Annotated in this window: 20 protein-coding genes; all 20 read left to right on the top strand. The window is 66.5% G+C overall.

The genetic code is table 11. The features are described 5' to 3' along the window. Positions 1-561 precede the first annotated feature (561 nt). Complete coding sequence (gene tssA / locus BM060_RS30985) at positions 562-2,118, top strand: type VI secretion system protein TssA (RefSeq protein ID WP_074986240.1); 1,557 nt, start codon at positions 562-564, stop codon at positions 2,116-2,118. Positions 2,119-2,150: 32 nt separating this feature from the next. Continuing rightward, positions 2,151-2,654 carry a type VI secretion system contractile sheath small subunit gene (tssB, locus tag BM060_RS30980; protein WP_043273230.1) on the top strand — a complete coding sequence of 168 codons (504 nt, stop codon included), beginning with the start codon at positions 2,151-2,153 and terminating at the stop codon, positions 2,652-2,654. 27 nt (positions 2,655-2,681) lie between these two features. Then, positions 2,682-4,157, top strand: coding sequence for a type VI secretion system contractile sheath large subunit (gene tssC, locus BM060_RS30975; protein ID WP_074986237.1), 1,476 nt, complete (start codon positions 2,682-2,684; stop codon positions 4,155-4,157). A 14-nt stretch (positions 4,158-4,171) separates the two neighbouring features. Then, positions 4,172-4,579: a type VI secretion system baseplate subunit TssE gene (gene tssE, locus BM060_RS30970; protein WP_074986235.1), complete on the top strand. Its 408-nt coding sequence runs from the start codon at positions 4,172-4,174 to the stop codon at positions 4,577-4,579. A 10-nt stretch (positions 4,580-4,589) separates the two neighbouring features. Next, positions 4,590-5,087, top strand: a complete 498-nt coding sequence (locus tag BM060_RS30965; RefSeq protein WP_074986232.1) for a PAAR domain-containing protein — start codon at positions 4,590-4,592, stop codon at positions 5,085-5,087. A gap of 11 nt (positions 5,088-5,098) precedes the next feature. After that, positions 5,099-5,923, top strand: coding sequence for a hypothetical protein (locus BM060_RS30960; RefSeq protein WP_245322943.1), 825 nt, complete (start codon positions 5,099-5,101; stop codon positions 5,921-5,923). Positions 5,924-5,999: 76 nt separating this feature from the next. Beyond that, positions 6,000-6,245 carry a hypothetical protein gene (locus BM060_RS30955; protein WP_245322942.1) on the top strand — a complete coding sequence of 82 codons (246 nt, stop codon included), beginning with the start codon at positions 6,000-6,002 and terminating at the stop codon, positions 6,243-6,245. A 136-nt stretch (positions 6,246-6,381) separates the two neighbouring features. Beyond that, entirely contained in the window at positions 6,382-8,160 is a 1,779-nt protein-coding gene (tssF, locus tag BM060_RS30950) for a type VI secretion system baseplate subunit TssF (protein WP_074986226.1), read from the top strand. Next, a complete protein-coding gene (gene tssG, locus BM060_RS30945) occupies positions 8,124-9,140 on the top strand; it encodes a type VI secretion system baseplate subunit TssG (protein WP_074986223.1) in 1,017 nt (338 codons plus the stop codon). Before tssF ends, tssG begins: the two co-directional genes overlap by 37 nt. A 13-nt stretch (positions 9,141-9,153) precedes the next feature. Further along, complete coding sequence (tssH, locus tag BM060_RS30940) at positions 9,154-11,730, top strand: type VI secretion system ATPase TssH (RefSeq protein WP_074986220.1); 2,577 nt, start codon at positions 9,154-9,156, stop codon at positions 11,728-11,730. Between the two features lie 10 nt (positions 11,731-11,740). Then, the gene (locus BM060_RS30935; RefSeq protein ID WP_074986217.1) at positions 11,741-13,255 is read left to right on the top strand and encodes a sigma-54 interaction domain-containing protein; all 1,515 of its coding nucleotides are present in this window, start codon (positions 11,741-11,743) and stop codon (positions 13,253-13,255) included. 54 nt (positions 13,256-13,309) lie between these two features. Continuing rightward, entirely contained in the window at positions 13,310-13,450 is a 141-nt protein-coding gene (locus BM060_RS30930; protein WP_074986214.1) for a type VI secretion protein, read from the top strand. A gap of 19 nt (positions 13,451-13,469) precedes the next feature. Then, positions 13,470-14,669, top strand: coding sequence for a type VI secretion system-associated FHA domain protein TagH (gene tagH / locus BM060_RS30925; protein ID WP_074986211.1), 1,200 nt, complete (start codon positions 13,470-13,472; stop codon positions 14,667-14,669). 5 nt (positions 14,670-14,674) lie between these two features. Then, positions 14,675-15,160: a type VI secretion system lipoprotein TssJ gene (gene tssJ / locus BM060_RS30920; protein ID WP_116425587.1), complete on the top strand. Its 486-nt coding sequence runs from the start codon at positions 14,675-14,677 to the stop codon at positions 15,158-15,160. 2 nt (positions 15,161-15,162) lie between these two features. Continuing rightward, the gene (tssK, locus tag BM060_RS30915) at positions 15,163-16,494 is read left to right on the top strand and encodes a type VI secretion system baseplate subunit TssK (RefSeq protein WP_074986205.1); all 1,332 of its coding nucleotides are present in this window, start codon (positions 15,163-15,165) and stop codon (positions 16,492-16,494) included. A gap of 4 nt (positions 16,495-16,498) precedes the next feature. After that, positions 16,499-17,368, top strand: coding sequence for a type IVB secretion system protein IcmH/DotU (gene icmH / locus BM060_RS30910; RefSeq protein ID WP_074986202.1), 870 nt, complete (start codon positions 16,499-16,501; stop codon positions 17,366-17,368). A gap of 16 nt (positions 17,369-17,384) precedes the next feature. Further along, complete coding sequence (tssM, locus tag BM060_RS30905; RefSeq protein ID WP_074986199.1) at positions 17,385-20,921, top strand: type VI secretion system membrane subunit TssM; 3,537 nt, start codon at positions 17,385-17,387, stop codon at positions 20,919-20,921. Next, complete coding sequence (locus BM060_RS30900) at positions 20,921-21,649, top strand: PP2C family protein-serine/threonine phosphatase (RefSeq protein WP_074986197.1); 729 nt, start codon at positions 20,921-20,923, stop codon at positions 21,647-21,649. Before tssM ends, BM060_RS30900 begins: the two co-directional genes overlap by 1 nt. Then, positions 21,646-22,665 carry a serine/threonine-protein kinase gene (locus BM060_RS30895; RefSeq protein ID WP_074986195.1) on the top strand — a complete coding sequence of 340 codons (1,020 nt, stop codon included), beginning with the start codon at positions 21,646-21,648 and terminating at the stop codon, positions 22,663-22,665. Before BM060_RS30900 ends, BM060_RS30895 begins: the two co-directional genes overlap by 4 nt. A gap of 22 nt (positions 22,666-22,687) precedes the next feature. After that, positions 22,688-23,430, top strand: a 743-nt coding sequence (gene tssI, locus BM060_RS30890) for a type VI secretion system tip protein TssI/VgrG (protein ID WP_143096615.1), incomplete at its 3' end; no start/stop codon positions are given.

The following is a 23,430-nucleotide window of genomic DNA, read 5'->3' as shown; positions in this document are numbered from 1 at the left end:
AACTCACGCCACGGTTAGTGCGCAACTTCTTGCACACCACTGCGCAACTTATTTCACACCAGGCATCCACCCCTACTCCCATCTATTCGGAAGCGATACAACCCGCACTTTTCCCGTAAAAACCTCGGCAAGAATTTGCACACCGTGGAATATCACAGCTCTTCTTCAACATACCAAGGGTTGGAAAAAGTTCCCGGGCAAATTGATATCAAATCGATATCAAACAGCATTAATCGGAGATTAAGAAATTTCTTAGCAATGCTGAAAAGCGCGAAAAAGCACCTGTAAAACCGCTGAAAACCATCATTCTAGAGCCATTCACAAGGAATGAGGGTTGTGTGCGCCAACTCACACGACCTCATTTGGACTTGAAAATCCTACAAATAAAATAGCCAATGTCCTACAAGACATCCTTGATCAATACATGCACTATTGCCCGCCACTTGGCCGGCAGTTTCTTGCCACCCAGGAATGCCGATCGCCCGTCCGGGAACCTCATACGGGAACTTTTAGTACGGCGTCATATAGATAGTTCAGCCTAATCACGGAACGATTGCAGGGATGAGCCACACCAGAAAACTTGCATCGCATTATCTCGAACTGGCCGATACGCCTGCCTCGCAGGTGAATTACGCCGGCGAGGACGTCCGTTATTCGGTGGAATTCGAAGCGCTGGAAACCGAGCTGAGCAAGGCCACCTCCCTGCATGGCGGCGGCCCGATCGACTGGCAGAAGATCCTGGAGGGCAGCGAGCGCCTGCTGCGAGAGCAATCCAAGGATCTACGCGTCGCTGCCTGGCTGACCTGGGCCCTGCAGCAACGCGAATCCTTTTCCGGCCTGCTGGCCGGCCTGGGGATGCTCCTGCGGCTCTGCGAGCAGCACTGGGATGATGTCCACCCGCGCAAGCCGCGGACCCGAGCGGCAGCCCTGGAATGGCTGGCGACACGTCTGGAGCCCCTGTTCGCCGACGACGTTGCGGTAAAGGAGCAACTGCCGCTGTTCCGCCAGTTGGCCGATACCCTCAAGAAGCTGGAGGAGCTCCTCCACGAAAAGCTGGGCGATGACGTCCCCAGGTTGCTTCCGCCGCAGAGGGCCCTGGAGGCGATGGTCCAGCGGGCCTCCCAGGCGCAGCCCGAACAGGGGCCGGTCGGCGCGGTCATGGCCCAGGTGAAGCAGGCCGCCACTCAGTTGCTGGCGCCTGTCAGCAGCATCGAGAACGAGAAGGACGCCCACAAGGCCCTGCGCGCCCAGCAGGACGGGGCCCGCCCGCTCTGCGCCTGGTGGCTGAAGCAGAAGGCCACCGACCTGCGCGCACTGCGCCTGAACCGCACCCTGCTGTGGCTGCCGATAGACAACCTGCCAGAACGCAATGCCGAACAACTCACGGCGCTGCGCGGTCTGCCCCAGGACAAGCTGAACAACTACCGCGAGCGTTTCGAGAAAGGCCACTACGCCGACCTGCTGGTCGACCTGGAAGGCAGTCTCGCGCGTTCGCCCTTCTGGTTCGACGGCCAGCGCCTGGCCTGGGAGTGCCTGCAGGCGCTGGACGCCGAACACGCCATGCGTGAAGTGGAAATCCAGTTGGCGCTGTTCCTGCAGCGGCTGCCCGGGGTGGTCGAGTTGCGCTTCCACGATGGCAGCCCTTTCGCCGACCCGGCCACTCGCGCCTGGATCAGCGCCTATGTCCTTCCCCATCTGCAGGCGCCGGCCAGCATCCGCGAAGTGCCGGTGAGCCAGGAACTCCCAGCCTGGGAACTGGCCCTGCAGGAAGCCTTGCCGGTGTTGCGCAAGGACGGCCTGAAACCCGCGGTACAGCAGCTCAAGCAGGGGCTGCAGAGCGCCTATGGCGGCCGCCAGCGCTTCTTCTGGCAACTGAGCATGGCGCGCCTGTGCTACCAGGCCAAGAAATACGAACTGGCCCGCACCCAACTGGAATCCCTCGACCAGGAACTGCAGGACACCGGCCTGCACGACTGGGAACCCGACCTCGCCCTGGAGGTGCTGCACCTGTTGCACAGCTGCTGCGAACTGCTACCGCAGAACCATGCCGTGCGCGAGCGCAAGGACGAGGTCTATCGCAGGCTGTGCCATCTCGACCTCGAGATGGTGCTCGACTAGGCCTTCGGGCCCTAACGCAAAGGAGACATGCCATGGCCAAAGAAGGCTCGGTAGCCCCCAAGGAACGCATCAACATCACTTTCAAGCCGGCTACCGGCGGTGCTCAGGAAGAAATCGAGCTGCCGCTGAAGGTACTGGTGCTCGGTGACTTCACCCAGCGCGCAGACGAACGCAAGGTCGAGGATCGCAAGCCGATCGGCATCGACAAGAACAACTTCGACGAAGTGCTGGCCAAGCAGGAACTGGGCCTCACCCTGAGCGTGCCGAACCGACTGCAGGACGAAGGTGGCAGCGACGAACTGGCCATCGCCCTGAAGATCAACTCGATGAAGGACTTCAACCCCGCCAACCTGGTCGACCAGGTGCCGGAGCTGAAGAAACTGATGGAGCTGCGCGAAGCCCTGGTCGCCCTGAAGGGCCCGCTGGGCAATGCCCCGGCCTTCCGCAAGGCCATCGAGGGCGTGCTCGCCGACGAGGAATCGCGTGGCCGCGTACTCAACGAGCTCGGCCTCGACGGCAACGAGCAGGACGCCTGAGCCAAGGACTGAAAAGGAAGCCAACACATGAGCACCAGCGCAGTACAGCAAAACGGCGGCGCCAGCACCGAATACGGCATTCTCGACCGCATCATCGCCGAAACCCGCCTGAGCCCGGACGACGACGCCTACGGCATCGCCAAACGCGGCGTGTCGGCCTTCATCGAGGAGCTGCTGAAGCCGCAGAACCAGGGCGAACCGGTGAAGAAGGCCCTGGTCGACCGGATGATCGCCGAGATCGACGCCAAGCTCAGCCAGCAGATGGACGAAATCCTCCACCACGCCGAGTTCCAGGCACTGGAGTCGTCCTGGCGCGGCCTGAAGCTGCTGATCGACCGCACCAACTTCCGCGAGAACATCAAGGTCGAACTGCTCAACGTCTCCAAGCAGGACCTGCTGGATGATTTCGAGGACTCCCCGGAAGTGGTCCAGTCCGGCCTCTACAAGCACATCTACACCGCCGAGTACGGCCAGTTCGGCGGCCAGCCGGTGGGCGCCATCGTCGCCAACTACTACTTCGACCCGAGCGCGCCCGACGTCAAGACCATGCAGTACGTGGCCAGCGTCGCCAGCATGTCCCACGCGCCCTTCATCGCCGCTGCCGGCCCGAAGTTCTTCGGCCTGGAAAGCTTCACCGGGCTACCGGACCTGAAGGACCTGCGCGATCACTTCGAAGGCCCGCAGTTCACCAAGTGGCAGAGTTTCCGTGAGCAGGAGGACGCGCGCTACGTCGGCCTGACCGTCCCGCGCTTCCTGCTGCGCAACCCGTACGACCCGGAAGACAACCCGGTGAAGACCTTCGTCTACAAGGAAAACGTCGCCAACAACCACGAGCACTACCTGTGGGGCAACACGGCCTATACCTTCGCCAGCAGGCTGACCGACAGCTTCGCCAAGTTCCGCTGGTGCCCGAACATCATCGGCCCGCAGAGCGGCGGCGCGGTGGAGGACCTGCCGCTTCACCACTTCGAGAGCATGGGTGAGATCGAGACCAAGATCCCCACCGAGGTGCTGGTATCCGACCGCCGCGAGTACGAGCTGGCCGAGGAAGGCTTCATCGCCCTGACCATGCGCAAGGGCAGCGACAACGCGGCGTTCTTCTCCGCCAACTCGGTGCAGAAGGCCAAGAACTTCGGCATCAGCGAGGAAGGCAAGATCGCCGAGCTCAACTACAAGCTCGGCACCCAGTTGCCCTACCTGTTCATCGTCAACCGCCTGGCGCATTACCTGAAGGTGCTGCAACGCGAGCAGATCGGTGCCTGGAAGGAGCGCACCGACTTGGAGCTGGAACTCAACAAGTGGATTCGCCAGTACGTCGCCGACCAGGAGAACCCCAGCGCCGAAGTCCGTAGCCGCCGTCCGCTGCGCGCCGCGCAGGTGGTGGTCAGCGATGTCGACGGCGAGCCGGGCTGGTACCGCGTCAGCCTGAGCGTGCGTCCGCACTTCAAGTACATGGGGGCGGACTTCACCCTGTCGCTGGTCGGCAAGCTCGACAAGGAATGAGCAGGAGCTGAGCGATGAGCGGATACGGCAGCCTTTTCGAACGCCTCGGCGGCGAAGCCGGCCAACGTGCCGGCTGGAGCCGGGAGGTCGCCGCCATGGCGTCGGTGGCTGCCCATCTGGCCAAGATGCTCAGCACCCGTGCGGGCAGCGTGCAAACGCTGCCCGACTACGGGCTGCCCGACCTCAACGACATGCGCCTGAGCCTGCACGACGCCCTGAACCAGGCCCGCAATGCCATCGAGCGCTTCATCGAAGCCTATGAGCCACGCCTGTCGAATGTCCGTGTGAGCCCCCTGCCCCGCGAGCGCGACCCGCTGCACCTCGCCTTCTCCATCGAAGGCGTGCTCGAAGTCGACGGCCTCAAGCGTCCGGTCAGCTTCGCCGCGAGCCTGAATGGCAGCGGCCAGGTCCGGGTCAGCTAAGGAGAACCCCATGTCCGGAAAACCCGCCGCCCGCGTCACCGACCCGACCGCCTGCCCCGTCCCGGGCCACGGCGTGAACCCGATCGCCGCCGGCTCCCCCGACGTGCTCTTCGACGGCCTGCCCGCCGCCCGACAAGGCGACCCGTCCGCTTGCGGCGGCGCCATGGCCGGCAACGTGATCCCGAACGTGCTGATCAACGGCAAGCCGGCCGTCGTGGTCGGCAGCGTGGGTAGCCATGGCAATGTGGTCGTTGGTGGGTCGGGGACGGTGCTTATCGGGAGTACCCATTCACCCGCATCTTTCGTGGCACCGCTACCGATTGCCTTTGGCTTCGATGCTCAGTGCCTGCTGACGAACAGCCTGGGCGATCCTTTGGCCAACACCCGCTATTTGATTGTCCGCCAGGATGGCACTGAGGAAAGTGGTATCTCTGACGAGAACGGCCTGACCCATCGCCTGGCGGCACATTCCCAGGCCGAAAAATTCGAAATTTTCATCGAATTCTGAGGGACAGAGCGATGGCTAACGAGCCCAAGCGCCAGAAAGAAGGCGTGAACTACGTAAAGGCTGGCGAGTCCACTTCGTCTGAGGCCAAGCAGACCGCACCGGTAGTGGTCTCCTATTGCCGCTGTACCGGCAAGGAGGTGACTACGCTGAACGGATACGAATCCATCCCCAGCTACCGTGGCGACCTGCCATCTCCCCTACAGATCATCTGGTATGCCCCCAAGGGCGAAGACCTGCTACGAACTAGGTTTTCCGATACGGAAATCCGAAGCTGGATCAAGGACGCGGCTCACTACCACGGAATTCCGCATCTGCTGCTCGCGGTGATCCTGCAACAGGAAAACGGTCCTGGCGCCAGCACAACCCTGCAGGCGCTGCAGTTCGGCGAACGCTCACTGACGACCTTCCTCGCTATCGTCGACGAGGTGGCCTTCGATATCGTCCCCGACAAGGTCGCTGGCAGTTCCAGCGGGTTCGTCAACATGAGTCGAAAGACCCTGAGAGACGCCGCGACCTATACCGAGAGTTACTACTGCAAGAAGCCGATGCCCAAGGATGTGCAGTACCGGATCTTCGGTTTCGACCAAGACACCCGGATTCCCGGTGATGACTGGAAGGCCGATCTTTACTACGCCGCTGCGCATCTTCGACAACTGATCGATCGCATCACCGCAACACCCTGTCACAGCGGCCCCCTGGCACCAGACAAGCTCAAGGCGGTTATCGGAGCCTATAACGGGTCGGGTCCCCTGGCAGAGAAATATGCCAGTGATGCGATGGCACTCCTGGAGCGCGCCAAAACCGGTGCTTCGCCTCTGTACTTCTATGAACGCTAAACGAATCGTTCTACTACTCGTAGCCATCGCCCTACTGAGCATCCTGCTATTCACACGGCTTGCCAGCAATGCACTGATGCTGCTCATGGATCGCACCAACTTCATCCCTGCGCAAGCCTCGATCCTGACGCTGTCCCCGTACGTGATCAGTGAGGGCTCGGGCGCTTACTGGCTCTATGCCGAAGATCGCAACAACTACTACCACTTCACCTACGAGCCCGGCCGGGAATACCTAGTCATGAGCAAGAACCAGTCCTGCCCGTCCTTCAAGAAGGACGATTTCAGGACGTGGTGCCAAGCCAAAGTGCAGAGCATCCGCTAACCAGGCAACGGACGGAAAAGAAGCCAGGCATCCCCTCGAAATGCCTGCGCAAAGATGACCGGACCAGAAAACCAGAAAACCAGAAAACCAGGGGCTGCCGGGCCCGCCTTGAAACAGCTACAGGGAAGAGCACCCGATGTCCTTCAACCACTACTACCAAAGCGAACTGAGCGCCCTGCGCCAGCTGGGCCGGCGTTTCGCCGAGCGCAGCCCGGCGCTGGCGCCGTTCCTTGCGCAGAGCGGGCGCGACCCGGACGTCGAGCGCCTGCTGGAGGGTTTCGCCTTCCTCACCGGGCGCCTGCGGCAGAAGCTCGACGATGAACTGCCGGAACTGACCCATTCACTGATGCACCTGCTGTGGCCGAACTACATGCGGCCACTGCCGGCGTTCAGCATCCTGCAATTCGATCCGCTGCCGCATCCCGGCCCGGCGCTGCTGGTCCCGCGCGATACGCCCGTGGAAAGCCAGCCCATCGCCGACGTGCGCTGCCGCTTCCGTACCTGCTACCCGACCGAGGTCGTGGCGCTGCGTACCAGCGGCCTGAACTACTCGGTGAAGGGCGATGGCGCGCTGCTCAGCCTGCGTCTGGAAATGACCTGCGATGGCCATCTCGGCGAACTGCAGCTGAACCGTCTGCGCTTCTACCTGGCCGGCGAGCGCTACATCAGCCAGATGCTCTACCTGGGCCTGGTGCACGACCTCGACAACGTCGAGCTGGTACCGCTGGACGGCGAGCACAAGCCCCTCGTCGAAGGCGAGAAGCCGATGCGCCTGCCGGGCGACCGGGTACAGCCGGTCGGCTTCGCCGAAGACGAGGCGCTGATCCCCTACCCGCTCAATACCTTCCGCGGCTATCGCTTCCTGCAGGAATACTTCGCCTTCCAGGACAAGTTCCTGTTCGTCGACCTGCTGGGCCTGGACCGCCTGCGCACCCTCCCCGAGGACAAGCTCAAGCAGGTACGCGGCCTGGAGCTGCGTTTCGACATCCGCCGCAGCGGCATCCAGCGCCTGCGGCCAACCCTGGACAACCTCAAGCTGCACTGCACGCCAATCGCCAATCTGTTCAGCCACGATGCGCTGCCGATCCGCCTGGATGGCAAGCAGGACGAATACCTGCTGCTGCCCGCCGAGTACGACGTGCAGAACTGCGGCGTCTTCGCCGTGGAGAACGTCACCGGCTGGCGTCCCGGTGGCCTGGGCCACCAGGAATACGTGCTGTTCGAGTCCTTCGAGCACGACGCCAGTTTCGACGTGCCCAGCAGCCGCCCGCACTACAGCGTACGCCAGCGTTCCTCGCTGCTGCACGACGGCCTGGACACCTACCTGAGCTTCGGCGTGCGCGACTACGAAGAGCACGAGACCCTGTCCATCGAGCTGACCTGCACCAACCAGAACCTGCCGCGCCGCCTGAAGCTGGGCGACATCAACCTGGCCAGCGAGAAGACCCCGGAGTTCCTCAGCTTCCGCAACATCACCCCGGTGACGTCCAGCTACGCGCCGCCGCTGAATCGCGACTTCCTCTGGAAGCTCATCAGCAACATGTCGCTGAACTACCTGTCGCTGGCCAACATCGAGGCGCTCAAGGTGATCCTCGAGACGTACGACCTGCCGCGCTACTACGACCAGCAGGCCGAGAAGGTCAGCAAGAACCTGCTCAACGGCCTGCGTTCGGTTCGTCACGAACCGGTCGACCGCCTGCACCGTGGCCTCCCGGTACGCGGCCTGCGCACCGAGCTGACGATCGACCCGCAAGGCTACATCGGCGAAGGCGACATGTTCGTCTTCGCTTCCGTGCTCAATGAATTCTTCGCGCTCTACGCCAGCCTCAACTCGTACCACGAGCTGCAGGTGAAAAGCACACAGGGAGAGGTGTACCAATGGACACCGCGCATGGGACAGCAGCCCCTGCTCTGAGCCGGCTCAGCCGGGACATTCGCGAGTACTCGCTGTTCCAGGCCGTGCTCCTGGTCATCGAGCGCCTGCGCCAGGCGACCCCGGAGGGCCTGCCGTGCAGCGACGAGGCGCTCTACGAACGCCTGGAGTTCCAGGCCAACCCGAGCCTGGGTTTTCCCGGCAGCGATATCCACAGCGTGCAGTTCTTCGAGGAGAACGGAGAGCCGCGCGCGCGCCTGCGCCTGAACCTGGTCAGCCTGTGCGGCTCCGGCTCGCCGCTGCCGGCCTTCTATGGCGAGCAGGCGCTGGGCGACAGCGAGGACGGCAACCCGACCCGCGATTTCCTCGACCTCTTCCATCACCGCCTGCACCGGTTATTGCTGCCGATCTGGCGCAAGTACCGCTACCACGCCCGCTTCGAAACGGGCGCGCTGGACGCCTTTTCCGAGCGCCTGTTCGCCCTCATCGGCCTGGGCGGCGAGCAGCTGCGCCGCGCCGAGGAGCTGAACTGGAAGCGCCTGCTGCCGTACCTGGGCCTGCTCAGCCTGCGAGCCCATTCCGCAGCGCTGATCGAGGCGGTGCTGCGTTACTACTTCAAGCACGCCGCGCTTTTCATCGAGCAGTGCATCGAGCGCAGCGTGTGCATCCAGGCGGACCAGCGCAACCGCCTCGGCCTGGCCAACAGCCGCCTGGGCGAGGACCTGGTGCTGGGGGAACAGGTACGCGACCGCAGCGGCAAGTTCCGCATCCACATCCGCGAACTCGACTGGGAGCGCTTCCACGACTTCCTGCCGATCGGCAACGGCTATCAACCGCTCTGCGCCCTGGTGCGCTTCACCCTGCGCGACCCGCTGGACTACGACCTGCGCCTGGAACTGCACCACGAGGCCATCCGCGAGCTACGCATAGGCGCCGACAACCCTTGCCGCCTGGGCTGGACCAGTTGGCTGGGACGGGAGCGTGCCGACGGCATCGTCACCCTGGGCAGCCGCATTCATTAAGGACCGATGACCCATGATCAACCTCGACCTGCAACAACTCGTCCAGGCCCTGGACGCCGAGACCCGCCGCGACCTGGAGGGCGCCGCCGAGCGCTGCGTGGCCCGCAACGGCAGCAAGATCCTCGTCGAGGATCTGCTGCTGGCACTGCTGGAGCGCCCCCAGGGCCTGTTGCAACGCGCCCTGCAGGATGCCGGGGTGGGCGTCGGCGAGCTGGCGGCGGCGCTGCAGCCACGCGCCGAGAACAGCGCCTCGCGCAACCCGGTGTTCGCCGTGGAGCTGATGCAGTGGCTGCAGGACGCCCTGCTGGTGGCCAACCTGGAACTGCGTCAGAGCCTGATCGACCAGGCCGCGCTGATCCTCGCCCTGCTGCGCAATCCCCTGCGCTATGCCGGTAGCCACTACCAGGAGCTGCTGTCCAGACTGAACGCTGAGCGCCTGCGCGAATACGCCCTGGCCCAGCAGGAGCGGCAACCCGCCACTGGCGCCGCCAATCCCGGCGAGTCGATGCTCGAGCGCTTCACCCACAACCTCACCCGCCAGGCCCGCGAAGGCCGGCTGGACCCGGTGCTGTGCCGCGACGGCGCCATCCGCCAGATGATCGACATCCTCGCGCGGCGGCGGAAGAACAACCCCATCGTGGTCGGCGAGGCCGGGGTCGGCAAGACCGCCGTGGTTGAAGGCCTGGCCGCGCGCATCGTCGCCGGCGAGGTGCCCGAGGCGCTGCAGGGCGTCGAACTGCTGTCCCTGGACATGGGCCTGCTGCAAGCCGGGGCCAGCGTCAAGGGCGAGTTCGAACGCCGCTTGAAGGGTGTTATCGAAGAAGTGAAGGGCGCGGCCCAGCCGACCATCCTATTCATCGACGAGGCACACACCCTGATCGGCGCCGGCGGCCAGGCAGGCGGTTCGGATGCGGCCAACCTGCTCAAGCCGGCCCTGGCGCGCGGCGAGCTGCGCACCATAGCCGCGACCACCTGGACCGAATACAAGAAGTACTTCGAGAAGGATCCGGCGCTGGCGCGGCGCTTCCAGCCGGTGCAACTGCATGAACCCAGCGTGGCCGAGGCGGTGACCATCCTGCGTGGCCTGGCCAAGGTCTACGAATCCAGCCACGGCATCTACCTGCGCGACGACGCCGTGGTCGCCGCGGCCGAGCTCTCGGCGCGCTACCTGGCCGGCCGCCAGTTGCCGGACAAGGCCGTGGACGTGCTCGACACCGCCTGCGCCCGTGTCCGCATCAGCCTGGCCGCCGCTCCGGAAGACCTGGAGCGGCTGCGCGGCGAACTGGCCGAAGGCGAGCGCCAGCGCCAGGCCCTGCGCCGCGACCGAGAGGCCGGCCTGGCGGTCGACGAGCAGGCCCTGGAGGCATTGCAGCAGCGCCTGGAACAGGCCGCGGCGGAACAAACCGAGTTGGAACAGCGCTGGCAACGCCAGCGTGAGCTGGCCAACGAACTGCTCGACCTGCGCCAGCGCCTGGCCAAGGCCCGCGAAGACGCGGAAGAGGATTCGGAAGACCTGGAAGAACGCCTGCACCAGACCCACGCCGCCTTGCGCGAGGCCCAGCAGGACGAGCGCCTGGTCAGCTTCGAGGTCTGCCCGCGGCTGGTCGCCGAGGTCATCAGCCACTGGACCGGCGTGCCGCTGTCGCAACTGGCTCGCGAGCACAACGCCAAGGTCGCCAGCTTCGCCGCCGACCTGCGCCAGCGCGTGCGCGGCCAGGAACAGGCGGTGCAGGCGCTGGACCGGGCCATGCGCGCCACCGCCGCCGGCTTGAACAAACCCGACGCTCCGGTAGGCGTGTTCCTGCTGGTCGGCCCCAGCGGCGTCGGCAAGACCGAGACCGCTCTGGCCCTGGCCGACCTGCTGTATGGCGGCGAGCGCTTCCTCACCACCATCAACATGTCCGAATTCCAGGAGAAGCACACCGTGTCCCGGCTGATCGGCGCGCCCCCCGGCTACGTCGGCTACGGCGAAGGCGGCATGCTCACCGAGGCCGTGCGCCAGAAGCCCTACTCGGTGGTGCTGCTGGACGAGGTGGAGAAGGCCGACCCGGACGTGCTCAACCTGTTCTACCAGATCTTCGACAAGGGCATCGCCAACGACGGCGAAGGCCGCGAGATCGACTTCCGCAACACCCTGATCCTGATGACCTCGAACCTCGCCAGCGAGCGCATCGCCGCACTCTGCGCCGATGGCCAGCGGCCCGGCGCCCAGGCGCTCGAGGAAGCCATCCGCCCGGCGCTCAGCCGTCACTTCAAACCGGCCCTGCTGGCCCGCATGCGCGTGGTGCCCTACTACCCGGTGGAGGGTGAAGTGTTGCATGAACTGGTGCGCCTCAAGCTGGCCCGCCTGGGCGATCGCCTGCAGCGCCGCCAGCTACAGTTCAGCCATTGCGACGTCCTGGTCGAACACCTCGCCACTCGCTGCACCCAGGGCGACAGCGGTGCCCGCCTGATCGACCAGTTGCTCGACCAGCATCTGCTACCGCAGATCGCCGACCGCCTGCTGCAGGCCATGGCCGTGGGCGAAACGCTGAACCGCGTACACGCCACCCTCGATGGTGGCGCGGCCGTTACCTGCGAGTTCGCCTGAGGTGTCGGTCATGTTCAAGCGCATCTCCCAGCCGCTGCGCTATGCCGAAAGCCTGCTCGGCCACTACAACGAGCTGGCCCGGGCAGCGGACGCCCAGGGCCTGCTGGGCGGATTCGTCCGCGCGGCCGGAGCGCTCAGCGGCTGCGAACTGGTCCAGCTGTACCTGCTGGATGCCACCCACACCAGCCTGGGGCTGCATGCGGAGTGCCTGGAGGGGCGCCTGCAACCGCGGGAGGCAACCAGCCTGCCGGCCGACTACAAGGACCAGCAACTGCTGCAATACAGCCTCTGCCAGAACCGTGTGCTGAGCCTCGCCGAGCTCAACCCCAGCCTGCACGAAACCGCCTTCCTGCCGAACGGCGGGCAACCATGGCGCGCCCTGCTCTGCGTACCCCTGCAGGATGGCCAACAGGCGGTGCAGGGCCTGCTGCTGTGCGTCGGCCGCCAAGTCCATGAGCTGGGAGGCTTCGCCGCCTCGCTGGAACAACTGGGCACTTTCGCCCTCTCGCAGTTGCAACTGCTGCAGCGCCTGCGTCTGCGCCGGGGCGAAGCCACCCCGGTATCCGCCCAGGCGAGCCCCTGCGCCAGCGGCTACGGCCTGATCGGCGACAGCCCGGCCATGCGCCAGACCTACCAGATGATCGGCAAGGTGCTGCACAGCCCCTACACCATCCTGCTGCAGGGCGAGACCGGCACCGGCAAGGAACTGGTGGCACGCGCCATCCACGACTGCGGTCCGCGCCGCAGCAGTGCCTTCATCGTGCAGAACTGCTCGGCGCTGCCGGAGCATCTGCTGGAAAGCGAGCTGTTCGGCTACCGCAAGGGGGCGTTCACCGGCGCCGACCGCGACCACCAGGGCCTGTTCGACGCCGCTGACGGCGGCACCCTGTTCCTCGACGAGATCGGCGACATGCCCCTGCCGCTGCAAGCCAAGCTGCTGCGGGTGCTGCAGGAGGGCGAAGTGCGGCCGCTGGGCAGTACCCGCACCCACCGCATCGACGTGCGGATCATCGCCGCAACCCACCGCGACCTGAATGCGATGGTCGCCACCGGGGAATTCCGCGAAGACCTCTACTACCGGCTGGCGCAGTTCCCCATCGAATTGCCGCCGCTGCGCCAGCGCGGCGAAGACATCCCGCGCCTGGCCCGGCACTTCGCCGACAAGGCTTGCGCCTTTCTCCAGCGCGACCTCTGCCACTGGTCCGACGCCGCGCTGGACTGCCTGTCCGCCTATGCCTTCCCCGGCAACGTGCGCGAGCTCAAGGGCATGGTCGAACGCGCCGTGCTGCTTTGCGAAAGCGGCGAACTGCAACCCTCGCACTTCGTCCTGCGCGAAGAGCCAGTGGACCCCGACCGCAGCCTCAACCTGCGCGAACGCCTGGAACAGGTGGAACGCGCCCTGCTGCTCGACTGCCTGCGCAAGAACGGCGGCAACCGCACCCTGGCCGCCCGCGAGCTGGGCCTGCCACGACGCACCCTGCTGTATCGCCTGGGGCGCCTGAACATCCATTCGACGGAGGCCTGAGCCGCCATGTCGAGCCCATCCATCACCGCTCTGCCATCAACCGGAGGTCGTCCGATGTCCCCTCTTCCCTGGCGCGCCGCGCTGCTCACCCTGGCCGTTCTGCTCGGCCTGGCCGGATGCAGCGGCAACTACAAGTTCAACGACAAGGACTACCGCCCGCTGGGCGACCCGCAGACGCTCAACCGCGGCAACTGACCGCAAGGAGTCCACGACCATGGAACTGGTTTTCGAAATGGTGAGCGCCCAGCAATTCGTGCCCGGGCTACTGACCAACAAGACCTTCAAGCAGGCCGGCGGAGTGATCGGCCGTGCCGAGGACTGCGACTGGGTGATTCCCGATCGCCGCCGGCACCTGTCCGGCCACCACGCCGAAATCAGCTACCGCGATGGCGCCTTCTACCTGACCGACACCAGCAGCAACGGCATCCAGCTCAAGGAGAGCGGGGCCCGCCTGCGCAAGGGCGAGGCCCAGCGCATCGAGCACGGCTGCGTGTACTGCCTGGGCGATTTCGAGATCCGCGCGCGCCTGGTCCAGGACCCGGCGCAGTTCCTCGACCAGGTCGGCCGCCCGAGCGCGGCCGGCAGCATCATCCCGGACGACGCCTTCCTCGACCTCGACCCGCTGGCCGCCCTCAACCAACAGGAGCGGGCTTACGTGCAGAGCGACGATTTCGGCCTGCTCGGTGCCCACCAGCAGACGGCGCGCCAGCAGGCCGACTATGCGCGCATCGACATGGAAAGCCTGCCCCTGCCGGAACTGGTGCCCGCCCCGCAGCCGGCGCCGGCCGCCGAGCCGCCTGCCGAGCCGCAACGTCAGCCGGACGGCTTCTGGCAACGCTTCGCCGGCGCGCTGGGGGTGCCCCTCGACGACCTCGACCAGGATGCCCGCGAAGCCCTGGCAGTGGACGCCGCGCGCCTGCTACGCCAGTGCGTGGGCGGCCTGCAACAGAGCCTGCGCACACGCACCGAGCTGAAGAACGAATTGCGCCTGGCCCTGACCACCGTGCAAGGCGCTGGCAACAACCCGCTCAAGCACAGCGCCGACAGCCACGATGCGCTCAACGCCCTGCTGCGCCCCGGCAAGCCCGGCCAACTGCCCGCCGAACAGGCCGTGGCCCGCGCCTTCCGCGACCTGCAGGCGCACCAGGTGGCGTTGCTCAGCGCCAGCCGCGCCGCCGTGCGCGAGGCCCTCGAACACTTCGCCCCGGAACAGCTGGCGCTGCGCTTCGAACGCGACGGCCAGGTCTCGCGCTTCGCCGGCGCCGCCGGCCGCTGGCGCGCCTACGGCCGCTACCACCAGAGCCTGCGCCAGGACGACGAGTGGAGCGAACGCCTGCTCGCCCGCGATTTCGCCCAGACCTACGAAGAACAGGTCCGGCTGATCGCCACCCTCAACAGCGACTCCCAAGGATGATCTCCATGCCCCGCATGAAACCCTTCGTCGTGCTGGCCCTGCTGCTCCTGTGCAGCGCCTGCTCGAGCCTTTCGCCCTATTCCCGGCTGACCAAGCTCGACCTCGAGCTCAGCGCCAGCGAGCAGCTCAACCCCGATCTCAACGGTCGCCCCTCGCCGATCGTGGTGCGCCTGTTCGAACTCAAGCATCCCGTGGCTTTCGAGAACGCCGACTTCTTCAGCCTCTACGAACGCGCCAAGGAATCCCTCGCCCCCGACCTGGTGGCGAGCGAGGAACTGGAACTGCGCCCCGGCGACAAGCGCGAACTGAAGCTCAGCGTCAACGACGGCAGCCGCTACGTCGGCGTGCTCGCCGCCTACCGCGACCTGCCGGAAAGCCAGTGGCGCTACGTGGTGCAACTCACCCCGACACGGCAGACCCGTGCCCAGCTGCGCCTGGAACAGGACGGCATCCACGATCTGGGCGCCAGCCTGGCTAAGAAGGGTGACTGAGCATGACGGCACACAAGGTCATCTGGCGCGAAGGCATGCTCCTGCGCCCACAGCACTTCCAGCAGAACGATCGCTACTACGATCACCAGCTCAAGGCCCGCACACGCCTGTTGAACCGCTACAGCTGGGGCTTCTTCGAACAGGAAGTGGACACCCAGGGCCTGGCCATCGGCAAGCTGGTGCTCAACCGCGCCTCCGGCGTACTGCCCGACGGCACCCTGTTCGACCTGGGCAAGCTCGCCCAACCGCTGGCGGTGGACGTTCCGTCGAACACCAGCAACACCCCGGTGTACCTGGCCCTGCCGCTGGTCACCGGCAACCACATCGAGGCCCGGCGCCCGGAACAGCTGGACTTCCTCGCGCGCTACACCTGCCGCGAACAGGAAGTGGCCGACTCCAACGCCGGTGACGACAGCAGCAGCCAGGTCACCTGCGCCCACCCCGACTTCCAGCTGCTGCTGGGCGAGCAGCGCAACGACCAGGCCTACGTGCGCCTGAAACTCTGCGACATCCTCGACACCTCGCCGGAAGGCGGCATCACCCTCGACCCCGAGTTCATTCCCACGCACCTGCACTTCCACGCCAGCGGCTACCTGCTGTCGTGCCTGAAGGAAGTGGTCAGCATGCTCGGCCACCGCGGCGAAACCCTGGCCGAACGCATCCGCTCCACCGGTACAGTGGGCGGCGCCGAGGTCGGCGACTTCCTCATGCTGCAACTCATCAACCGCACCGAACTGGTCCTGCGGCATTGCATGGACCTGGAGCAGGTGCACCCCGAGGAGGTCTACCGCACCCTGCTGGCGATGCTCGGCGAACTGGCCACCTTCGCCAGCGACAGCAAGCGCCCGCGCCTGGATGGGCGCTACCAGCACAGCGACCAGGGCGCCAGCTTCCGCAAGCTGATGGAAGCGATCCGCCAGGTGCTGTCGATGGTGCTGGAACAGCACGCCATCGAGCTGGTCCTGCAACAGCGCCAGTACGGCATCCTGGTCTCGCCGCTGCATGACCACAAACTGCTCGGCAGTGCCTCCTTCGTCCTCGCCGCCAGCGCCCAGTGCGACGCCGAGACACTGCGCCAGCGCCTGCCCGCGCACCTCAAGGCCGGCCCGGTGGAGCGCATCCGCCAACTGGTCAACCTGCACCTGCCGGGTATCCGCATCAAGCCGCTGCCGGTGGCTCCGCGGCAGATCCCGTTCCACGCCAACAAGACCTACTTCGTTCTCGAACTCAGCCCGGAAGAACAGGCGCAACTGGAACGCTCCGGCGGCTTCGCCTTCCACGTCACCGACGAATTCCCCGGACTCGAGCTGAAGTTCTGGGCCATCAGGAACTGAGCGCATGATCAAGGAAATGGACTATTCGCAGGACGACAAGACCGTCCTGCTCGACCGTCGCACCGAGGAGCCGGCCCACGGCCCGCTGACCGACCTCGAGGAACCGCCACGCTTCGAGCACCTGGAGCAGCGGATGATCTATGCCGCGCGCCTGCGCCCGGCGGAAGCCATCAATATCGGCCTCAATCCGCTCGTCAGTGCCGCCGCCGAACTGCTGTCGGAAGTGGTACGGCTGAAGCACAGCCCGGCCGGCGAGGAGTTGCGGGGCCTCAACCAGCGCCTGTCCGACGGCGTTCGCCAGTTCGAGCTGCTCGCCCTGCAGGACGGCGCCGACAACGGCCAGGTGATGGCCGCCCGCTACGTGCTTTGCACCGTGCTCGACGAGGCGGTGGTCACCACGACCTGGGGCAACGAGAGCGAGTGGGCGCAGATGAGCCTGCTGAGCAACTTCCACAACGAGACCTTCGGCGGCGAGAAGTTCTTCCAACTGCTCGAACAGGTCACCCGCAACCCGGTCAAGCACCTGCACATGCTCGAACTGATGTACCTGTGCCTGGCACTGGGCTTCGAGGGCAAATACCGGGTACTACCGCGCGGCCTGCTCGAACTGGAGGCGATCCGCGACAGCCTCTACCGGCAGATCCGCCAGTTGCGCGGCGACGTGCCGCGCGAGTTGTCGCCTCACTGGGAAGGCCTGCGCGACCAGCGCCGCGGCCTGGTGCGCATCGTGCCCTGGTGGCTGGTGGCGCTGTTCACCCTGGTCTGCCTCGGAGTGATCTATTCAGGCTTCGCCTGGGTCCTCGGCGAACAGCGCGAAAGCGTCCTGCAACCCTATCAGCAGCTCGACCCGGCGGCGGTCGAGCCCACGTCGTAACACAGGGATTGGTGTAATGAAGAACTTCCTCAAGAAGACCGGCGCCTTCCTGCGCCGGACCTGGGTCTGGAGCCTGCTGCTGGTGCTCCTGCTGGCCCTGCTGGTGTGGTTCGCCGGCCCGCTGCTGGCGGTGGACGACCACAAGTTCTGGGCCGGCGCCAGCGCGCGGCTGCTGAGCATCGCCGTGCTCTTCCTGGCCTGGGGCCTGTTCATGGTCTTCGTCAGCTGGCGCAGCACGCGCCGGCGCAAGCAGGAACAGGAGAGCGAAGATGGCCAGGAGCGCCTGCGCCGCGAAGAGATGATGGACGAGGAGCAGCGCGAGCTGCGCAGCCGTTTCAAGGACGCCCTGCACACCCTCAAGGTCTCCAGCCTCTACCGCGGCCGCAGCGAGCGCTGGCGCCAGGAGCTGCCCTGGTACCTGCTGCTCGGCCCGCAGGGCAGCGGCAAGACCAGCCTGCTGGACTTCTCCGGCCTGGAGTTCCCGATCAACCGTATCGACCGCAAGCTGACCCGCGACACCAGCGGCACTCGCTACTGCGACTGGTACTTCGCCGAGCACGGCGTGCTGATCGACAGCGCCGGGCGCTACCTCACGCAGCCGGCCAGCGAGGTCGACAGCAGCGCCTGGCAGACGCTCCTCGACCTGCTGCGCAAGCGTCGTCGCGCACGCCCGCTCAACGGCGTGCTGGTGAACCTGCCGGTGGACCTGCTGCAGCGCGGCAACGAGGAGGAATTGACTCTCCTGGCCCACCAGGTGCGCGCGCGCCTGCTGGAAATCCACCAGCGCCTGCACGTCGAGGTACCGGTGTACGTGGTGCTGAGCAAGGCCGACAAACTGGCCGGTTTCGAGGAATTCTTCGACCAGTTGTCCCGCGAGGAAAGCGACCAGGTGCTCGGCACCAGCTTCCGCAAGGAACAGAACGGCACCGATATCACGGTGCTGCGCCAGGAGTTCGAGGAACTGCTGCGCCGCCTGCACAGCCAGATCATCATGCGCATGCACCAGGAGCGCGATACCCAGCGCCGCGGCCGCATCCTCGACTTCCCGCACCAGCTCGGGCAGATCGGCGAGCTGTTATGCCTGTTCGTCGACACCGCCTTCACCGGCAACCGCTACCAGCGCGCCACCCAGTTGCGCGGCTTCTACCTGACCAGCGCGCCGCACCTGACCGCCAAGGTGGACAACAGCACCGCCCAGGTCGGCGCCAACGCCGGGCTCGCCAGCAAGGCCCTGCCGACCTTGCGCAATGGCCGCTCGCGCTTCATCCAGCACCTGTTCAGCCGGGTGATCTTCCCCGAAGCCGACCTCGCCGGGCTCGACCATAAAGAGCGCCGTCGCATCAACTGGGGACAACGTGCGGTCTACGCCACCGCCCTGGTCGTCCTCGGCCTGTTCGGCCTGCTCTGGGCCAACAGCTTCTCCAGCAACCACGGGCGCCTGGAGCAGGTGCGCGACATCGACCGCCAACTGCAGGAGCAGCACGCCGCGCTGGCCCCGCAGGACGACGCCCGGGCCGCGCTCAAGGCGCTGGACAGCGCCTATGCCGCCAGCCAGGTGTTCCCGCCCAAGGGCGATGTCTCGCTGCTCGAACGCAGCGGCCTGTACCAGGGCGAGAAAAGCACCCCGGTACTGCAGACGGCCTACCAGCGCGAACTGCAAAGCCAGCTGCTGCCGCGCGTCGCCCGCACCCTCGAAGGGCAGATCCGCGCCAACCTCGGCGACCGCGAGCGCCTGCTCGGCAGCCTGCGCGCCTACCTGATGCTCAACCTGCCGGAACGCCGCGACCCGGCCTTCCTCAAGGATTGGCTGGCGGCCGACTGGTCGCTGCGCTACAGCGGCGACGCCGTGGTGCAGAACGGCCTGGGCAGCCACTTCGCACGCCTGCTCGAACTGCCCTTCGTCTACCCGCTCAACGACCAACTGGTGGCACAGGCACGCCAGGTGCTGCGCGCCGAATCCCTGGCCAGCGTGGTCTACCGCGTGCTCCGCGAACAGGCCCGCGACCTGCCGCAATACCACCTCAGCCAGCACCTGGGCCCGCAGGGCGCGCTGTTCTCCGGCACCGACTACGTGATTCCCGGCCTGTACACCCGCAACGGCTACCAGCAGTACTTCATCGCCCAGGGCACGCCCATGGTCCGCGAGATCCTCCGCGACAACTGGGTGCTCGGCGAAGGCAGCAGCCTCAGCGGCCAGGACCTCAGCCGCCTGATGGTCGAGCTGCAGCAGCTGTATTTCCGCGACTACGCCAACCACTGGAGCGAGGCGGTCAACCAGGTGCGCCTGCAGCCGGTGGTCGACGCCGGCCGCGGCGCCGACGAAGTGGCCGGGCTCACCGCGGCCAACTCGCCGCTGCTGCAACTGCTCCAGGAAGTGCGCGACAACACCCGCATCCCGGGCCTGGCGGACAACGCCGGGGATGTCGCCGCAGCGGCCGGCGCGGCCAGCGATGCCGGCGGCAAGCTGGGCAAGGTCGGCAAGATGGCGGCGGCCGCCGCCGAACAGGCCCAGGACGCCCTCGCCAAGAACCTGCCGGATACCGCGCGGCAAGCCATGCAGCGGCGCTTCGAGCCACTGCACCGCCTGCTCGACGACAACGGCGGCCCCACCGCCGACCTGGCGCCGGTGATGCAAGCGCTCAACGACCTGCAACTGCAACTGGCCGCCCTGGCCCGCGCCAGCCAACCGCAGCAGGCCGCCTTCGAACTGGCGCGCAACCGCATGGGCGGGCAGCTCGACGCCCTGGCCAACCTGCGCAACGCCGCCACGCGCCTGCCGCAGCCGGTCAACGGCTGGCTGGCCCTGCTCGCCGAGGACAGCTGGACGCTGGTGCTGGGCGACGCCTACATCTACCTCAACCAGCGCTACCAGAGCGAGCTGTACAGCTTCTACTTCAAGGCCATCAACAAGCGCTATCCGTTCAACCCGCAGAGCAGCAGCGACGTGGCCATCGCCGACTTCCGCGAGTTCTTCAAGGCCCAGGGCGTCGCCGACCGCTTCTTCGAAAGCTACCTGCAGCCCTTCGTCAGCGGCGATCCGGGCAACTACCGGCTGCGCAGCGTCGACGGCCACAGCCTGCCGATGTCGCGCGCCTTCCTCGAGCAGATGGGCTACGCCCAGGCGATCCGCCGCAGCTTCTTCACCGACAACCCGGCCGAGCCCCAGGTGCAGTTCAAGCTGGAGCCCTACTCCATCGACTCCAGCCTGAGCCGCGCCGACTTCCGCTTCGGCGACCAGCAGCTGGAATACCGTCACGGCCCCATCGTGCCGGTGGCCTTCAAATGGCCCACCGACGCCGACGACGGCCGCACCAGCCTGGTCCTCGAGGAACTCGGCGGGCGCCGCGTGAGCCTGGAGAAGAACACCGGCCCCTGGTCACTGTTCCGCCTCTTCGACCAGATGCGCACCGAGTACCACAGCGGGCGCGACGTGCTGATGCTCAAGGCCGATCTGAGTGGCCTGCGCGCCAACTACCTGGTGCTGGCGCAGCGCTCGCCGAACCCGTTCGACCTCGGCACCCTGCGCAGCTTCCGCCTGCCGGTGTCGCTCTGATGCCGTCCGCCAGGCCCTGGCGCAGCGCCGCGCGCACCGACCCCGGCAAGGTCCGTGCGCGCAACGAGGACGCCTTCCTCGACTGCCCGGAGCGCGGCCTCTGGGTGGTCGCCGACGGCATGGGCGGCCACCATGGCGGCGACCGCGCCAGCCGGCTGATCGTCGAAAGCATCGCCGCGCTGCCGAGCGATTGCGGTTTCGAGCCACGCCTGCAGCAGTTGCGCCAGTGCCTGCACTGGCTCAACCGCCGCTTCGGCCAGGAGCTCACGGTCACCGCCGACCAGCCCTCGCGCATCATGGGCAGCACCGTCGCCGCCCTGCTGCTCGACGGCCAGCGCGCCGCCTGCATCTGGGCCGGCGACAGCCGCTGCTACCTGTGGCGCGGCGGGCGCCTGTACCAACTGACCCGCGACCACTCGCTGCAACAGCATCTGATCGACGAACAGGGCCTGAGCCCGGAGGACGCCCGCCGGCACCCTTCGGCCCACGCCCTGACCCGCGCCATTGGCGCCAGCGACGACCTGACGCTCGACATCCTCGAACTGCAGGTCTACCCCGACGACGCCTTCCTGCTGTGCAGCGACGGCCTCTACCAGTACGTCAGCCAGGAAGCCCTGGGCTACGCCCTCAGCCTGGCCTCGCCCACTGCCGCGCTGGAACGCCTGTTCGACCACGCGCTGCTGGGCATGGCCCGCGACAACCTCACCGCCGTGGTGATCCGCCGATGAGCAAGCAGAGCATGGCCACGGACCAGGCCGAAGCCGGCAACCTCACCTACTTCGCCTTCATCGACCCGGAGCGCGCCGTGCCGCTGGCTGGCAGCGAACCGCCGCCGGCCCCGGCCACGCCGACCTTCAGCCCCCAGGCGCTCCCCGAAGTGCTGGGCAGCCGCTACCGCCTGGAACGCCTGCTGGGCGTCGGTGGCATGGGCGCCGTGTACCGCGCCCGCGACCTGCTGCGCGAGCAGTTCGGCGATCCCGATCCTTATGTGGCGCTCAAGGTGCTGAGCGAAGAGTTCGCCGAATACCCCGACGCCAGCGCCCTGCTCTACAGCGAATACGCCCTGACCATGCGCCTGCGCCACCCGCACGTGGTGCGCCTGCACAGCTTCGAAGTGGACACCGCCTGCCAGCGCGCCTTCATCACCCTGGAACTGATGCGCGGCCTGACCCTCGACCAGTTGCTCAGCGAGCGCCCGCAAGGGCTGCCCTGGGACGAGTTCCGGGAAGTGGCCGGCGCGCTGCTCGACGCCCTGGCCTATTCCCACGAGCGCGGCGTGCTGCACGGCGACCTCAAGCCCAGCAACGTGATGCTCGGCGAAGACGGGCTGCGCCTGTTCGACTATGGCCTGGGCCAGGCCCGCGATGGCCTGCTCGACGGCCTGCCGAAACTCTGCCGCGCCCGCATCGCCGCCTGGACGCCACGCTATGCCGCCCTCGAACTGCTCGAAGGCGCGCCGCTGTCGCCGGCCAGCGACCTCTACGCGGTGGCCTGCGTGCTCTACGAACTACTGTGCGGCACCCACCCGTACCGGCGCCTGAACGCCAAGCAGGCCAGGGCCATGCAACTGGAACAACAGCTGGCGCCTCCCGCGCAGCTGCCGCGACCGGCCTGGCAGGCCTTGCGTTGCGCACTCGCACTGAATGAAGCGGACCGCCAGATCAGCGTCGCGCAACTGCGCGACGCGTTCCGCACACTGCCACCCCAGGGGCTGCGCCGCTGGTTCCGGTGGCGCAACGGATGACTTTCGAACAGGGAGCCCGAGCATGTTCAACCCGGCCAACCAGACCCACTTCAGCCTGACCCTCGACGGCCTGGAGCACGACTTTCAGGTCCTGAGCTTCCACGGCCGCGAAGCCATCAGCCAGCCCTACCGCTTCGAACTGGAACTGGTCAGCGAACGCCCCGGCCTCGACCTGGAAGCCCTGCTGCACAAGCCCGCGTTCCTCGCCTTCAGCCCCGCCGGGCCGGGCGTCCACGGGCTGATCCAGCAGGCTGGGCAAGGCGACGCCGGCCAGCGCCTGACCCGCTACCGGGTGGTCCTGGCGCCGCAGCTGGCCTACCTCGCACTGCGCAGCAACCAGCGCATCTTCCAGCAGCTGACGGTGCCGCAGATCATCGCCCGGGTGCTGGAGGAGCACGGCATCCTCGCCGACGCCTACCGCTTCCAGCTCGGCCCCACCGTCTACCCGCCGCGCGACTACTGCACCCAGTACGACGAGAGCGACCTGCACTTCGTCCAGCGCCTGTGCGAAGAGGAAGGCCTCCACTACCACTTCGAGCACAGCCCCGACGGACACCTGCTGGTGTTCGGCGACGACCAGACCGCCTTCCCGCGCCTGGGCCAACCCACGCCCTACATCGCCGACACCGGCCTGGTGGCCGACGAGCCGGTGATCAAGGGCTTCGTCCTGCGCCTGGAAGGCCGCACCAGCCGCGTGACCCGCCGCGACTACGACGTCCAGAAGCCGCGCCTGCGCATGGAAGCGGCCTACCGGCCACAGCAGAA

It is taken from the genome of Pseudomonas citronellolis (assembly GCF_900112375.1).
Lineage (GTDB): Bacteria > Pseudomonadota > Gammaproteobacteria > Pseudomonadales > Pseudomonadaceae > Pseudomonas > Pseudomonas citronellolis.
This window is presented reverse-complemented; position numbering and strand designations above follow the sequence as displayed.

Bases quoted from the DNA above. Each gene is read 5' to 3' on its own strand.
- BM060_RS30965 (WP_074986232.1), top strand. From the start codon at position 4,590: ATGTCCGGAAAACCCGCCGCCCGCGTCACCGACCCGACCGCCTGCCCC.
- tssE (WP_074986235.1), top strand. From the start codon at position 4,172: ATGAGCGGATACGGCAGCCTTTTCGAACGCCTCGGCGGCGAAGCCGGC.
- tssB (WP_043273230.1), top strand. From the start codon at position 2,151: ATGGCCAAAGAAGGCTCGGTAGCCCCCAAGGAACGCATCAACATCACT.
- BM060_RS30955 (WP_245322942.1), top strand. From the start codon at position 6,000: ATGCTGCTCATGGATCGCACCAACTTCATCCCTGCGCAAGCCTCGATC.
- tssC (WP_074986237.1), top strand. From the start codon at position 2,682: ATGAGCACCAGCGCAGTACAGCAAAACGGCGGCGCCAGCACCGAATAC.
- tssM (WP_074986199.1), top strand. From the start codon at position 17,385: ATGAAGAACTTCCTCAAGAAGACCGGCGCCTTCCTGCGCCGGACCTGG.
- icmH (WP_074986202.1), top strand. From the start codon at position 16,499: ATGATCAAGGAAATGGACTATTCGCAGGACGACAAGACCGTCCTGCTC.
- BM060_RS30930 (WP_074986214.1), top strand. From the start codon at position 13,310: ATGTCCCCTCTTCCCTGGCGCGCCGCGCTGCTCACCCTGGCCGTTCTG.
- tssG (WP_074986223.1), top strand. From the start codon at position 8,124: ATGGACACCGCGCATGGGACAGCAGCCCCTGCTCTGAGCCGGCTCAGC.
- tssF (WP_074986226.1), top strand. From the start codon at position 6,382: ATGTCCTTCAACCACTACTACCAAAGCGAACTGAGCGCCCTGCGCCAG.
- tssA (WP_074986240.1), top strand. From the start codon at position 562: ATGAGCCACACCAGAAAACTTGCATCGCATTATCTCGAACTGGCCGAT.
- tssH (WP_074986220.1), top strand. From the start codon at position 9,154: ATGATCAACCTCGACCTGCAACAACTCGTCCAGGCCCTGGACGCCGAG.
- tssJ (WP_116425587.1), top strand. From the start codon at position 14,675: ATGCCCCGCATGAAACCCTTCGTCGTGCTGGCCCTGCTGCTCCTGTGC.
- BM060_RS30900 (WP_074986197.1), top strand. From the start codon at position 20,921: ATGCCGTCCGCCAGGCCCTGGCGCAGCGCCGCGCGCACCGACCCCGGC.
- BM060_RS30935 (WP_074986217.1), top strand. From the start codon at position 11,741: ATGTTCAAGCGCATCTCCCAGCCGCTGCGCTATGCCGAAAGCCTGCTC.
- BM060_RS30895 (WP_074986195.1), top strand. From the start codon at position 21,646: ATGAGCAAGCAGAGCATGGCCACGGACCAGGCCGAAGCCGGCAACCTC.
- tagH (WP_074986211.1), top strand. From the start codon at position 13,470: ATGGAACTGGTTTTCGAAATGGTGAGCGCCCAGCAATTCGTGCCCGGG.
- BM060_RS30960 (WP_245322943.1), top strand. From the start codon at position 5,099: ATGGCTAACGAGCCCAAGCGCCAGAAAGAAGGCGTGAACTACGTAAAG.
- tssK (WP_074986205.1), top strand. From the start codon at position 15,163: ATGACGGCACACAAGGTCATCTGGCGCGAAGGCATGCTCCTGCGCCCA.